Origin of the sequence: Nonomuraea rosea (assembly GCF_039539705.1) — a bacterium.
Classification (GTDB): Bacteria; Actinomycetota; Actinomycetes; order Streptosporangiales; family Streptosporangiaceae; genus Nonomuraea; species Nonomuraea rosea.
The window spans coordinates 304,541-317,184 of record NZ_BAABDQ010000013.1 but is presented as its reverse complement, the minus strand read 5'-3'; the positions used below and the strand labels follow the sequence as shown (position 1 = coordinate 317,184).

Here is a 12,644-nt window from a genome sequence, read left to right as displayed (position 1 = left end):
CCGTCGAACAGGCTGCGGTCGAAGCCCGGGGTGAGGAACGGCGCGTTCGAGGAGTAGGTCTTGGCGCCGAGCACCATGCGCAGCGGGTCGCGGTAGGCGGCGGCGCGATGGGCGAGGAATTCGGGGCACTGCTTGCCCCAGTAGCCGCCCCAGTCGCCGCTGTGGTTGGCGAAGCCGTCGAGCGTGGAGAAGACGTCGAAGGTGTACGTGGCGGTCATGGTGTCTCCTTGCGGGAAGGTGGTCGCACGCTCCTTGCGGCGGCCTCACCTCTGCTACGAACACCACCGCCCCGATCCGACACACCTCCCGGATTTCTTTCAAAACTTTCTGGGCTCATCCGATCTGAGTGTGTAGGTGTGGTCTGAACCGGCCCGCCTCGAGCAGTGATCTTGCGATGAGGTTGGCGAGGTTGCGGAAGCCAGCGTGGAGCCGTGTAGGTACTCGAGGCGGCTGCTGAGCGCTGCGGTCGGTCCGTTGCTGGTGCCGGCCCGGTCGAAAGGAGGCTGGCCCGGCGTCTGAGCGTTCGCCCAAGTGTGATCAGCTCGGTCAGGGCCCGTGGCTGTCCGTCGGCACCGCTGCGCTGATGACGGTGATGGTCTTCGCCAGGTCGGTCTTCGCGGAGGCTCGATCCGGGTTGCGGTAAGCGGCGACGATGCGTTGGCAGCTGCCCCCAGGTGGCCTCGACCTCGACGTGCTGCCGGGATCCCGCCCCGAGCGGTCCTCGCTCTGCTCGGGCTGTTTCCCGAGGGTGCGCAAGATCATCGCGAGGAGCGCTTCGCGCATGGAGCTCAGCCGTTTCCTCCAGTCGAACCGGAGTCTCGACCCCTGCAGGACTTCGCTCCGCCCAGACGTTTACGAGAGGCGCCGGCAAAGCCTGCGCCTCTCCAGGGATGGCTAACGTGGATGACCTTGCTGTCGCGGCTCATCGCTTGCACACGCTGCCTCAGCGAGGTTGCACGGTGCCTTGTCCAGAATCGGTCCAGCGTGAGAGCGCACGTTTGGCTACCAGCCTGCGCGGCCGGGATCGTGTCCCAGTTGCGTACGCCGGATGGCGGTGTGCTCGCGGCTTTTCGGACGGCTCAGTTGTAGGGGTTGTCGTAGGTCACGGATTTGGTGCGACTGTTGTAAGTGTTGCCGGGATAGAACCAGCCGCCCGTCACGTACAAGGTGACGTTCGTGAGAGTGGTGGAGTGGGTGTATTCACCGTCGTAGAGGAACAGGGACAACTGGCACCCGGCCGGAGCAGTTGTCGTGCCCGTCTGGCCCGGATAGAAGACGGTGCTGCCGTTGACGGAGACGTAGAAGTTCGGCTTGGGGTAAGACCCGCTCCCCCAGCACAGCCGGAGCGCGTACCTGAACTTCGTGTTCCCGTCGTCGAATGCCAGCGTGCCGGTCAACTGGGCAAGCATGATCGACGGGCCGGCGTTCGAGGTCACCGTGATGGACACGGGCTGGTCTGGACCGTAGGTGGCGTGCGCGGGAGTGACGGGCACCAGGATTGCCGCGAGCGTCGCGATGGCGATGGCGACACAGTTGACCGCACGACGTGCCTTGGAACGTGTCAATTCCAACCTCATCTCTTTCATGATGTCGGCGGACCGTTCCGGAGACTATTGTCGGGGCCTCCAGGCGTACAGAGAGACGATTGAGAGTGACTTATTCGGCCCTGCGTTAACTTGTGCCTTGTCAGCTCGCGCGAGGGTGGGCGAGGCGTGCCACCAGGTTCAGGGAGTAGACCTGCAGAGCCGTAATAACGGCATGATGGGTGAAATTTTCATTACACCAGGACGCGGTCGACTCCTGTACCGGAGACGGCTCGCGCTGACGTTCCTGGATGGAGTGCTGGTTGATGATGGTGGCGCGCGTGCCGGCGTGCCCCATCCTCGTCATTAGATTCCAGGTAGAGGCGCCTGAGTTGGCAGCCAGAGTGTTGCCCATGGGTCGTATCGTCCGACGTGCCCAAAGGCGATCCGCCGCGCTTCAATCAGCCGCCGAGGGAACGGGCCTAGGTATTCAGCCGCTCGGCGGCCTCATCTGCGACAATCCCTGCGTGCGCGTCCTATTAAAGTCAGCCCTGGCGGGCTCTGCGGTGGCTGTCTCATTACTGCTCCTCTTCCGTTATTGGCCTGCATACGACTCAGATGGCGAGCTCTACCTGGTGTCGGCGCTGCTGTTGGCACCCTTCCCGCTCAGTCTGCTGGCCGCGCTGCTGGCTCGACTGCCAGGCTGGCCAATCGTTGGGCTGGTGGCACCCTTCGCCATGTTGGCGATCTTCCTTGCTCAGCCGACATACGACGCGTGGCTGACCAATGAGCGCCTCGCGCGCTACATCCCCGTGGTGGTCCCGATTGTGGCCGGCTTCATGCTCACGGCCATGCTCAGCGCGCTGCTCGTTGGGAGGATCTACAAGTCCGTCGCGAGAGGATGAGGCGCAAGGCCGGTCACTGTGCAAATATGCGTGGAGTGATCATGGGCCTCATGCTGGCGAGACCCGCCACTTTGGGAACCACCGGGACGGACGATCCTCGATAGGAGCGGGTCTACTGCCAAATTTCTAGAGAGCGGTTGCTGTGGCCTGCCTGGAGGACCGTGCGTAATTGGGTGAGAAATTCGGTGTCCGGCGAGAGGTCCAGTTGCTGCAAAAGGGCGTGAGCGGCACGAGGCTCAAGCTGGCCGTAGACGTCGTGGTGGCTGCCGAGCAGACCTCGGAACAATGCGAGATGAAGGCCAGGTAGTGCGACGCACGCCTGATAGACGGGGTACTTGATCGGCCATGGTACGGGACTAGACACCTCCAGGACTCGCTGAGCTCGGCGAAGCAGCGGACTGTCCGCCATTTCCTGAAGTCGATCGCGGATGAGTGGCCCTTCAACGTCGTTGCCCAGTACTTCGGCGAAGGCGCTCTCCACCGTGGCGCTGTCTTCGAACCAGTCGACCCATAGTGAGTACGTGATCGGATCCGCGGGCTCCGGCGCCTCCAGGCGTCGACGGTAGGCATCCCATAGCCGATCGGCGTTCGGATCGTTTGCATCCGCCACGACGAAGCGGATTTCACAAGTCACCCAGTAGTCATCAAGGAGATCCAGCAGGCCAAGGGCAAGCCGTAGCCGAGCCGCAGAATCGAGATCAGGGTCCTCCAACGCCGCTCTCGTCCACGCATGCGCCACATCATTGGTGGTGAGCAGTTCGCTTGCCGAGTTTTCAGCACTCGTCCAGACGTCGTAGCTGACTTGGGCGACGCCTTGTTCTGCCAGCCAACGCCGTGCTTCGTCTTTCGCCTTGTTGCCCACAAATTGTCAGCCATGACGATCGACATGGCGGTCGGTAGCCCGAAATTGCGAGCGGAACGGTCTGTGTGCGATTCCCTGCGCGCCGTCGCCGTCGCCGCAGGGGCTCCGTGATGTGCGTAGGGCGCTTGTCATGGTCCAGCCTGACCCTACGATCGCCCTCTTGCCGCCGGCACCGTAGCCGGCGTACCCGAGGGGTGGCCTCATTGATCTCGTTCAGCTGCAAAGGACAGCTACAAGCGCTCAACCGAGGTGGCGCAGCAACCAAGCAGTCCACGATCATGTGTACGTGGCGATGCTCCGGTTACTGGCGATCGGCCATCTCAGCAGCGCCCTAGCCGTGCCGTTCTGGTCAGTGCCACGGGGCGACGGCTTCGAGCACGCGCGGTTGGCAGTGCTCACGGCCCTGTGGATGGGCCAGTTCTTAACGGTTCCCATTGGGCTGGTGGTCGGGTTGGTGCTTGCCGTCATGGACTCGTGGACGCGCCCTCCTGGCTATGTCCTGGGTGCGATCACGACTGCGTTCGGAGTGATCGTCGCCGACCAGGCCCGGCTCACGATGAGCTGGCTCGACGGGAGACCGTCCGGACTCGGCGATCCAGACGGCGAGTCCACCGTGGCGTTTCTGGCTTTCCTTTCTGGTGTGGTCACAATCCTCGTCGGCCTCTCCATCGTCTTGATTCGATGGTCTGGCTACGAACCGCAAGCCACCCCAGTGCGTCAACGGGGGTCCACGGAGATATGGCAGGAAGAGGCGGTACGGCAGGGCGAGAGGTCGGCGTTTGCCCCACGCGGAAGGCCATTCCCCGTGATCGGGGAATGGCCTCGTTGACGTTCGCCGGTGCTGGACGCCACTACGACTCCAAGTGATCACCGAGCTTAGCTATACGGACGGAAAGGCTCAGCGTCTCCTGCCCGGGCGGGAAGGGTGCGGGTCGGCCGCCGGCGCCGGTTCTCTCCTGGTGCAGGTTAGAGGGGGCCGCTCTCCGGATAGCCGGCCTTTACAACGGCCTTGCGGGTCTTCGCGTTGAGCTTCTTCTCGCTGATGACCTTGCCGGCCGCCGGTGCGGCGATCTTCACTTTGGCGCCCCAGCCTGAATACTTGGTGTCAGTGTGGAAGACCATCTGGTCATAGGCCGTGCTGTCGTCGTCCGGGTACGCCGTCGTGTCGACGACCGCCCGGGTGAGCAGATTGCTTTTATCGAAGTACAGGTGGAACTCGACGTTGCCTTCCCCGGCGGACTTGTTGTGCCGGAAGGCAGCGAGTGTGGAGGTCCCCTGATATTCGCCGGTCGCCACTTCTGATGAGTTCTTCAGCATGAACTGCAGGTCCGTCGAAGTGACGCCCAGGTCGAGAAGGGCGTTATCGTTCCCACTGGTCTTCGCCTGGATCCAGGAACGACCGGAAGGCAGCGCCTTCGCGATGCCGGCGTTGGTCACGTAGGCGTTTCTGCCCTCGGCGATGACCCGGTAGGGAGGCTTGGGCCCTTCCGGGCGTGAGGACATGCGGACACCGAGGTCGGCTGCCGCTACCTTGCCCTTGCCGAAAGCCAGCGTGCCGACCGTGCGGGTGTTCACCTGCACCTGCATGGATTCATCGTTGGCGGTGAAATCGAGGGTGATGCTGCTTGATTCGGTGATTTTTACGCCTTTACCCGGGACCAGCTGGGCTTTCAGGGCTTTCGCGGGGTCCACTGCAGCGGCCTGCACGGATGCGACGGATGCCGCCTGAGCGGGTACGGGCACCGCGCACACAGCCGCGGCCGTTGCCACGAGGCCTGCGAAGAAGAGCTTCATCAGCGTCCTTGCATGGGGGATATAGCAAGGAAAAGAGTAAGAGGGTGGTGTTGTCGAAATAAGGGATATTCCGTAACGATCCAGTGCAGGCCGGTGATTCCCAGCGGTGGTGATAGTCCTCGATAAAGGCGGGCGGGGCAGTCCTTGCGTCTGCTCTCGTATTTGCGAGCCGGGGTTGTCGGCGGTGGTCATCTCCAGGCCACAATCCAGGAAGGCAAGCCTGTCCGGCAGGCTGTGGCGAGACGTCCGGGGTGCTGATGACGCCCACGATGGCCCAGCGAGACATGTAGGCGCACATCAGCGCGTGGCCAGCACACGCTGCTCGTCAAGTGGAAGATCAAGCGCTCTCATCCGGTTAGTCAGATGCCCACCCCGTGACGGTGATGTACACCATCTCGTCCATGGGCAGCCCCGTGGCTGCGGCCGCCTCCCGTAGCTCGCTGCTCAAGACCGCCCCTGCAAGCGGCTCCACCGAAACGAAAGCGTGCGGCCATCTGGCCGATTTCATGTCGATATCGGACAAATCCCTGTTCCGTACGCGCCAACCACCACGGTGCAGCCGTTGCTCGGCCTCAGCGAGTATGTCGCGCTTCACGCTGTCGTCGATGTGGACCACGATGTATTTGAGTTCGACGTACGAGTTCTCCCACACGTGACCCGTGGCGCCGTCCTCGACGACGACCTGTCCGATGGACTCCAATTCCGAGAGCGCTGCCGGGTCGACGCGATCCACATCGGGCTCGAATAGGGAATACAGCGGGGCCGCCCCCAAGCCAACCACGAACAGGACAGCAGCCATCGAAACCGCGATTCGGACGATGACCCGGACTACGCGGCTATTCAGATAACTGCGTCCGCGCGACACCGCCATGCGCTTAACCCCCTCGATCCGGCGATTCATCAGATGGAGTCCTCTGCGCGATGCGCCTGGGACGTCCACCGGCACGACCGGAGCGTTGATCGTCACATAAGGACATCTCGCCTTGATCACAGCAACAAGGCATCGCGAGTCATACGCTGGCGGGGCGGCCCGTTCGGTGTGGCCGGTCCGCCTTCAGGGGGCCCGAACCGTCCCATCATCCTGTGGGTGTGCATCGGAGGAAAGGTGGCAGATGCCATGGATCTTGCGAGTCTGGCGCACGAGCGCCTGGTCGGAGTGACAGTTTCCCAGTTCGTGCATGGAGCCGCTGCCCCAGAAGTCATCGAGGTGTGGCTTCACCTGGAGTCATTGACCGTGGGTGTCCGTGTCGCCGCCGATTGGTCGTTTCACATCACGCCCTGCGAACCAGGGGAAAGCTATGTGATGGAAGAGCTGGGCAGCCGCGTCGATGTGGTTTCCGCTCCGGAGGGCGTTCCCTTTGAACGGCACATCGGCGAACGACTCATACGTGGTGTCGAGCGGTTCGATGAAGAGGAGGGCACAGAGCGTGTGGGAGCGGAGTTCGTGTTCGAATCAGGGATTGTCGTCGCAGAGAGTTTCGGCGGCGATCTGCGGCTGACTTAACGCGTGGGCAACCGCCGACCGCTCTGCGATGTGACGGTCGACTTGCTGCTGGGACGTTTCCGCCGATGTGGTGCTGTGGGCGAATGCCTTGAGGCGCGGGGTCTGGGGATATCGCGCTTGATCGATTCGCCCGTAGTCTCCCTCCATGCTCGAAGTCACATATCTGTTCCTCGCCGTGGTAGTGGGCGTCCCCGCGATGCTGGCATGCGGTTCGACGATCTTCGCGGCGGTGACGGCCCCTCGCGGGCGGTACGGCCGGATGCGCTTCGACCATTTGGCCTTGGGGGCGTTCGTGGCCATGGGCGGCCTCATGGTGATGGCGATCATGGCGTGGTTGACGCGCGAAGACGGGCACTATGACGACTTCGGTTCCGGATTGATCGTTTTCGCGGCCATTTTTGGCGCAGGGGTGTTCATTCTTGGACTGGGGCCCTTCGTCCCTTGGCTGCTGGGAGTGCTCGGGCAGGGAGGGGTATGGCTGCCGGCGGCCTTCCGGCTGGCGGCGCGTCACCTGGCGTACCAGCGTGCGCGGACGGCTCCCGCGGTGGCGACGACCATGGCCGCCACGGCCGTCACCATCGCGGTGGCGATCACCACGGCGGCGGGGACGGCGCAGGAGAGGCAGAACTATTCCCCGCGGGCTCGACCGGGCGCGCTCGTCGTGGCGTTCTCGACGGAGGACGCGGCGACTGCGCGGGTGGCCGTCCAGCAGGTATTACCCGGTGTGCCGGTTGCGCAGGGCCTCGGTTCGCGTTGGCCGGCGAATTTCAACGTGCGGACCGACTACCCCTCGACATCGGAGGCGTACGTCGGTGACCAGGCGCTGCTCCGCTACCTCACCGGCAACCCGTCGTTCCCCTACGACGAGGGCAGGGCCGTGACGGTCACCTCGGAGGACGGTCAGTACGACACGGTGGAGATCGATTACTACTCCTCGAACAATCCGGACGACCCGAAGGTCGGCAAGGTCATCCCGACGATCACCGTCGAACCTGCCGCTCCGGGCGTCGAGGGGGTGTTCATCCCCGCGAAGATCTTGCAAGGCATGGGCGCCCAGCTTGACGCGGAGGCGCTGATCGTCGATCCCTCCCTGCATCGAGTCTCTGAGGCCGACCGGGACCGCCTCCAGGACCGGCTGGGCGACAGCGACGAGGCGTACCTGGAGCAGGGCTTTCAGGCTCCGACCGGCTGGCGGTACGTCGCCGGGCCGATGGCGCTCATCGCTCTCGCCGGCGCGCTGGTGGCCACGATCCGCTCGAATCGGCTCCTGCGCCGGCCGAACACCGGCTCCTCCTCGGCAGCCCGCGTCCTCACCGCCTGCCGGGCGGCCTTGGCCGGCGCCTGCGGCACGGTTATGGGGGCGTTCGCCGGGTGTGTCATCGGCCTGCTGCTGGCCTGGCCCTTCACCACCTCTGTCGACTGGGAGGTGCCGCCGCGGGTGTCGTTCGAGACCCCGTGGGCGTCTATCGGCCTGATGACCGCCGCGATCCCGCTGATCGCGGCGGTGATCGCACTGTTCTTCCGGCAGGGGAAACGCGCCGGTCCCCGGGAGCGCGGGCGGTAGCGGTCAGCTCGCCGGCTGCCAGCGGGCCTCCATCCAGACCGAGTCGTCGCTGTTCAACGCCTCGACCTCGACGCCGGGTGTCACCGGGCTCGGCATGGTCAGCTCACGGCAGTCCGCGACCACGTTGACCGACACCAGCTCAGCGCTGCCCATGACGGTGACGCGGGCCCGGGAGACGGCGGTGGCGAGGACGATGATCACTGCCTCGGTGAGATCGCGCCGGACGGCCACGGGCGGCTCGGGCCACTGGCCGCGGGTGTCGAGCTCCACCACGACACCCTTGCGGTCCGCGACGTCGATGCAGTGGCGCAGCTCGTGCAACAGAGGGTTCGCGACATCGTCGGCCTCGGCGAACAGTCTCCGCATCCTGGCCGCCTCGATGGCGCAGCGTCGCTGGACCGCCGGGTCCTCGGGGCGCAGCGAGCCGTCGGCGAGACCCTCCAGGAGCGGGATCGTGGTGGCCGACAGCTCGGCGAACCGCTGCTGCCTGCGGCCATGCGACTCCGCGGCGACGGCCTCGGCGATGCGTACCTGCTCGATCTCTCTGCGGGAGGTCGCCGCGGCCGCGCTGAGGCCGCGCATGACGGACGCCATCACGGCCACGCACAGAGGGAGGCCGAACACGCTCACCGAGCCGGTGGCGAACCGGGCCATGTCCCCCCGGGTGGGATCGTCGAGCAGGAGCAGGTGGAGCAGGGCGATGAGCTCGTGGGCCAGCAGGAACGACGCGGAGGTCCGCAGCGGGCGATCGAGCAGGACGACGACGCCCACCCAGTTGGCGGCGCCGAAGATCCAGTCGACGCTGGTCGATGTGCGCCCGTCCGGCAGGGTCACATACGACAGTGCGGACACGATGAGCACCATGGCGATGGCCGGCCTGCGTAACCGGCCCCACGAACGTCCGCGGACGAGCAGCGCGGCCTCACCGGCGAGCACGGCTCCCAGCACCGCGAAGGCGGCCAGCTGCGCGAGCGGGGACTGGTAGCGGTCGAGGTTGCTCAGGAGGTTGGTCAGTCCGGGCCCGAACACGGTCACCATGGCGACGAGCAGCGTCGCGATCCGCAAACCGTGCCTCAGCTGGACGCGCGTCACCTCTGCGCCGGTGTCACTCATGACCGGCCTGCCATTCCAGGCGTACGAGGGTGCCTTCGCCCTCGGCGGAGGTGATCGTGGCCGTGCCGCCGATACGGCTGATCCTGCCGCGTACGGACTCGCGCAGGCCGCGCCGGGTGGCCGGCACGTCCGTCGGCGAGAATCCCTTCCCGCGATCGGCGATGTCGAGTCGCAGCGTTCGCTCGCTGCCGCGCAGCCGGACGGTCGCGCGGGTGGTGCCCGCGTGGCGGCGTACGTTGGTGAGGGTTTCCCGTGCCGCGTCGGCGATCGTCCTGGCGACGTCGAACGGGAGCCGCAGCTGCGCGGGGGCGTCGAACTCCACGGTCAGATGCGTGGCGTCGAGGTCGGCGCGCAGCAGGCCGACGAGGTCCGCGAACGGTGGCGCCTGCCTGCTGTCGGAGCGCAGCTGGTCGAGATCGCGGCGCGCCTGCGGCGCCAGCCAGTCCGCGTCCGAACGCACCTGGCCGATGCCGACCATCAGCAGGGTCGTCGCCGCGGTGTCGTGCAACGTGTTGGCGAGCTCGCGTTCTTCCGCACGGGCCGCCGCGGCCACCAGCGACTCGCCGCGCGCTCGACCGGCCTCGGCCGCTAATCGGTCGGCCCGTTGGGCGGCGCGCTTGACGAGCACCCAAGCCGCTCCGGACAGCGCGGCCGCCGGGATCGCCCATGCCGTCCCCGTGACCAGGCTCTGGTCCAGGTCCAGTGCTCCCGCGGCGATGAGGATGAGCACCGCACCGCCCCCGGTCGCCAGCGCCGCGCCGCCTCCTGCCAGGAGCGGAGTGTGCCACTGGCACGTCACGCAGGCGAAGGTGATCAGGAGGCGTAGCCACCCGGTGTTCCTGTCCTCGACTGCGCCGGTCCAGAAGACGCTCGCGAACAGTCCGAGCAGCACGACCACGTCGAGGGCGACCGGCAGGTTGCCCCGGCCCACGCGCAGCCACCACGCGTATCCGCAGGTCCAGGCGGCTGCGGCGCCGACCACGTACGCGGTGGCCGTCATGTGCTCGGGAGTGGCACGGGACAGGGCGATCACGCAGATCGGTACGAGCGTCGCCAGGCGCACGGCGGCCGCATACCGGCGGCCGAAGCTCACCAGCAGCCGCACCGCTTCCTCCGCCACCCCGCCACCTCTACCTCTCAGCTCGTCCCGACCGCTCAGCTCATCTCGACCGCGATCTTGCCGTGACGCAGCCTAACGAGTCGCCCGCGCGAAGCGGGAGGCCGATCTGTCGCATCGACGGGGTCTACTTGACTGCGGCCATGGTGCCCGCTCAATCAGGTAAGAGGGCGTCGACGAACGCTTCGGCGTCTGACTGGCTCATGTCCTCGGTGCTCCGAGCGAGGAAGACGGCCTCCTTCCGGCTGCCGGCCTCGATCAGCTTGCGAACCTTGGTGGGCAGGTCGTCCTCGCCGAGCAGGGGGAAGCCGGGCAGGATCCCGCCGGCACGCAGCACTCCTGCGACTTCCGTCGCGGTTCGCCGGGAGACTTGGGACTCCTTGCGGATCAGCGCTATGGCGTCGCGGAATTTGCCTGCCTCGATGAGGTCGTGAGCCCGGACCTGAACGTCTACAGGGGTGATGTGGTCCAGGCCGATGTGGACGCGCGCCACCTTGCGCCGTCCGATCCACCTGCTGACCCCGATCCCGAGGATCACCAGCAGCAGGATGAGGAGAATCGACTCCACCGTGTCCAAGCCGAACATGGTGGTGATCGTAGTGATGGGTACCGACAGATCACCGGTCCCGAGCCATCGCGGCTGAGTGAGGGCCCAAGAAGATCAACCGGCGGTCGTATAGTCACGGACATGGGGCGGCTACCGGTCGGCGAGCCAGGGGTGTTCGACGCCTTGCCGACTGCCTGGCTGCGGCGATATGTCCATCGGTACACCGCGTTCACCGAGCCCGCGGCGCGCGCCGCCGTCCGCAGGCAGGTTCCGCGCACCGAGATCGTGATGATCTTCAGCTGGGGCGACGCGTTCCTGATGAGCGATCCGCGCACCGCGAACGGCGGGACCGTGCTGCGGTCCTTCGTGGCCGGGCTGCACGACTCGTACGTGCTGGTGTCCAACACGGGCGGGTCTCACGGGATCCAGGTGGACCTGACGCCGGTCGGCGCCCGGATGCTGCTCGGCGTGCCCATGTACGAGGTGGCCAACCGCACGATCGGGCTGGAGGAGGTGGCCGGGCGCTGGTCCGCGACGGCGGTCGCCCGCCTCGCCGAGGCGCCGGGCTGGTCGTCGAGGTTCGCGATTCTGGACGAGATCCTCGCCGCCCGCATCCGCGCCGCCGGGCCGGTCGATCCGCGGGTGCGGCGGGCGTGGGCCCGTCTGCGCGGCTCGCAGGGCAGGCTCGCCATCGCGTCGCTGGCCGAGGACGTCGGCTGGAGCCATCGGCATCTGCTGGCCCGCTTCAAGGAGGAGGTCGGCCTGCCGCCCAAGGCCGTCGCCCGCATCCTCCGGTTCCAGCGTGCCTTCGATTACGTACGGCGGGACTCGGGGACACCGTGGGCCGAGGTGGCCCAGCTCTGCGGCTACTACGACCAGGCCCACATGTTGCGCGAGTTCCGCGGCTTCGCTGGGGCTCCGCCCGCCCGGCTGGCCCTGGCGAAGCCCGCGGAGATCCGCCACGGATGAGGGTCAAATTCGTCCAATCCGGCTCCGGCGGCGGTGCGTAGCGTTCCCTTGTCACATCACTCACAGGAAGGGGACGACGTTGCCGGAGCGATCAGGAGCCCATACTGACGATCCGTTCGGAGGCCGGCTCCCGACCAGTCACGAACGGATGACGGGACTGCCCTGGGACGCGTCGTACCACGACGGCCCCGCACCGTGGGACGTCGGCCGGCCGCAGCCGGCCGTGGTGCGCGCGGCAGCCGGGAGCGGATTCGCCGGAGCCGTGCTCGACGTCGGCTGCGGGACCGGCGAGAACGCACTTCACCTCGCCGCGCTGGGACTGCCGGTTCTGGGCGTCGACGTGGCTGAGACGGCCCTGGCGATCGCCAGGGAGACGGCCGGCGAACGGGGGATCGAGGTCGAGTTCGCCACGGCTGACGCGTTGCGGCTGGAGAGCCTGGGGCGCTCGTTCGGGACGGTGCTGGATTGCGGGATGTTCCACACCCTCGACGCCGGCGAGCGCCCCGGATATGTGGCGAGTCTGGCGTCGGTGACCGAGCACGACGGAACGCTGTACGTGCTGTGCTTCAGTGACGAGGGCCCCGGCACCGGCCCGCACCCCGTCAGCCGGGACGAGCTGAAGGCGGCGTTCACGCCCGGCGCCGGATGGAACGTCGCCGCCATCGAACCGGACCGGATTCTGACGAGATTTCACGACGACGGGGCACCTGCCTGGTTCGCGACGATCAATCGGATCTAACAAGCCG

General features: G+C 66.4%; 14 protein-coding genes and 2 pseudogenes. 6 read left to right on the top strand and 10 right to left on the bottom strand.

Annotation, left to right across the window (positions count from 1 at the left end; all coding sequences use genetic code 11):
• The 4 genes and pseudogenes from ABEA43_RS29535 to ABEA43_RS29520 form a co-directional block, all read right to left on the bottom strand.
• Nucleotides 1–218: pseudogene (locus ABEA43_RS29535) on the bottom strand (dihydrofolate reductase family protein); the annotation flags it as partial.
• 115 nt (nt 219–333) lie between these two features.
• Nucleotides 334–697: pseudogene (locus ABEA43_RS29530) on the bottom strand (ISL3 family transposase); the annotation flags it as partial.
• 382 nt (nt 698–1,079) lie between these two features.
• Nucleotides 1,080–1,577 (bottom strand): hypothetical protein, encoded by a 498-nt coding sequence (locus ABEA43_RS29525; RefSeq protein ID WP_345566815.1) that lies wholly within the window; start codon nt 1,575–1,577, stop codon nt 1,080–1,082.
• Nucleotides 1,578–1,686: 109 nt separating this feature from the next.
• Entirely contained in the window at nt 1,687–1,938 is a 252-nt protein-coding gene (locus tag ABEA43_RS29520) for a hypothetical protein (protein WP_345566814.1), read from the bottom strand.
• On the opposite strand from ABEA43_RS29520, the gene ABEA43_RS29515 reads away from it, so the two are divergent.
• Nucleotides 1,937–2,428, top strand: a complete 492-nt coding sequence (locus tag ABEA43_RS29515; protein ID WP_345566812.1) for a hypothetical protein — start codon at nt 1,937–1,939, stop codon at nt 2,426–2,428. The genes ABEA43_RS29520 and ABEA43_RS29515 overlap by 2 nt on opposite strands.
• A gap of 112 nt (nt 2,429–2,540) precedes the next feature.
• Here ABEA43_RS29515 and ABEA43_RS29510 read toward each other — a convergent pair whose 3' ends face one another.
• The gene (locus tag ABEA43_RS29510; RefSeq protein WP_345566811.1) at nt 2,541–3,290 is read right to left on the bottom strand and encodes a hypothetical protein; all 750 of its coding nucleotides are present in this window, start codon (nt 3,288–3,290) and stop codon (nt 2,541–2,543) included.
• Nucleotides 3,291–3,576: 286 nt separating this feature from the next.
• Between ABEA43_RS29510 and ABEA43_RS29505 the strand changes: the two genes are divergently transcribed.
• Nucleotides 3,577–4,119: a hypothetical protein gene (locus ABEA43_RS29505; protein WP_345566810.1), complete on the top strand. Its 543-nt coding sequence runs from the start codon at nt 3,577–3,579 to the stop codon at nt 4,117–4,119.
• 137 nt (nt 4,120–4,256) lie between these two features.
• Here the strand turns inward: ABEA43_RS29505 and ABEA43_RS29500 are convergent, their stop codons facing one another.
• On the bottom strand, nt 4,257–5,084 hold the full coding sequence (locus ABEA43_RS29500; protein WP_345566809.1) for a hypothetical protein: 828 nt from the start codon (nt 5,082–5,084) through the stop codon (nt 4,257–4,259).
• A gap of 355 nt (nt 5,085–5,439) precedes the next feature.
• Nucleotides 5,440–6,051 (bottom strand): hypothetical protein, encoded by a 612-nt coding sequence (locus ABEA43_RS29495; protein WP_345566808.1) that lies wholly within the window; start codon nt 6,049–6,051, stop codon nt 5,440–5,442.
• Nucleotides 6,052–6,201: 150 nt separating this feature from the next.
• On the opposite strand from ABEA43_RS29495, the gene ABEA43_RS29490 reads away from it, so the two are divergent.
• Both ABEA43_RS29490 and ABEA43_RS29485 read left to right on the top strand, forming a co-directional pair.
• The gene (locus ABEA43_RS29490) at nt 6,202–6,588 is read left to right on the top strand and encodes a hypothetical protein (RefSeq protein ID WP_345566807.1); all 387 of its coding nucleotides are present in this window, start codon (nt 6,202–6,204) and stop codon (nt 6,586–6,588) included.
• A 145-nt stretch (nt 6,589–6,733) separates the two neighbouring features.
• Nucleotides 6,734–8,152, top strand: coding sequence for a hypothetical protein (locus tag ABEA43_RS29485; protein ID WP_345566806.1), 1,419 nt, complete (start codon nt 6,734–6,736; stop codon nt 8,150–8,152).
• A 3-nt stretch (nt 8,153–8,155) separates the two neighbouring features.
• Here the strand turns inward: ABEA43_RS29485 and ABEA43_RS29480 are convergent, their stop codons facing one another.
• From ABEA43_RS29480 to ABEA43_RS29470, 3 genes are all read right to left on the bottom strand, one after another.
• Entirely contained in the window at nt 8,156–9,265 is a 1,110-nt protein-coding gene (locus ABEA43_RS29480; RefSeq protein WP_345566805.1) for a hypothetical protein, read from the bottom strand.
• Nucleotides 9,258–10,385: a sensor histidine kinase gene (locus tag ABEA43_RS29475; protein ID WP_345566804.1), complete on the bottom strand. Its 1,128-nt coding sequence runs from the start codon at nt 10,383–10,385 to the stop codon at nt 9,258–9,260. Before ABEA43_RS29475 ends, ABEA43_RS29480 begins: the two co-directional genes overlap by 8 nt.
• Before the next feature lie 151 nt (nt 10,386–10,536).
• On the bottom strand, nt 10,537–10,968 hold the full coding sequence (locus ABEA43_RS29470) for a hypothetical protein (RefSeq protein ID WP_345566802.1): 432 nt from the start codon (nt 10,966–10,968) through the stop codon (nt 10,537–10,539).
• 102 nt (nt 10,969–11,070) lie between these two features.
• On the opposite strand from ABEA43_RS29470, the gene ABEA43_RS29465 reads away from it, so the two are divergent.
• A complete protein-coding gene (locus ABEA43_RS29465) occupies nt 11,071–11,898 on the top strand; it encodes an AraC family transcriptional regulator (RefSeq protein WP_345566801.1) in 828 nt (275 codons plus the stop codon).
• A gap of 148 nt (nt 11,899–12,046) precedes the next feature.
• Complete coding sequence (locus ABEA43_RS29460; RefSeq protein ID WP_345566800.1) at nt 12,047–12,637, top strand: class I SAM-dependent methyltransferase; 591 nt, start codon at nt 12,047–12,049, stop codon at nt 12,635–12,637.
• Nucleotides 12,638–12,644 lie beyond the last annotated feature (7 nt).

Bases quoted from the DNA above. Each gene is read 5' to 3' on its own strand.
- ABEA43_RS29490 (WP_345566807.1), top strand. From the start codon at position 6,202: ATGGATCTTGCGAGTCTGGCGCACGAGCGCCTGGTCGGAGTGACAGTT.
- ABEA43_RS29470 (WP_345566802.1), bottom strand. From the start codon at position 10,968: ATGTTCGGCTTGGACACGGTGGAGTCGATTCTCCTCATCCTGCTGCTG.
- ABEA43_RS29520 (WP_345566814.1), bottom strand. From the start codon at position 1,938: ATGGGCAACACTCTGGCTGCCAACTCAGGCGCCTCTACCTGGAATCTA.
- ABEA43_RS29500 (WP_345566809.1), bottom strand. From the start codon at position 5,084: ATGAAGCTCTTCTTCGCAGGCCTCGTGGCAACGGCCGCGGCTGTGTGC.
- ABEA43_RS29525 (WP_345566815.1), bottom strand. From the start codon at position 1,577: ATGAGGTTGGAATTGACACGTTCCAAGGCACGTCGTGCGGTCAACTGT.
- ABEA43_RS29460 (WP_345566800.1), top strand. From the start codon at position 12,047: ATGACGGGACTGCCCTGGGACGCGTCGTACCACGACGGCCCCGCACCG.
- ABEA43_RS29485 (WP_345566806.1), top strand. From the start codon at position 6,734: ATGCTCGAAGTCACATATCTGTTCCTCGCCGTGGTAGTGGGCGTCCCC.
- ABEA43_RS29465 (WP_345566801.1), top strand. From the start codon at position 11,071: ATGGGGCGGCTACCGGTCGGCGAGCCAGGGGTGTTCGACGCCTTGCCG.
- ABEA43_RS29515 (WP_345566812.1), top strand. From the start codon at position 1,937: ATGGGTCGTATCGTCCGACGTGCCCAAAGGCGATCCGCCGCGCTTCAA.
- ABEA43_RS29480 (WP_345566805.1), bottom strand. From the start codon at position 9,265: ATGAGTGACACCGGCGCAGAGGTGACGCGCGTCCAGCTGAGGCACGGT.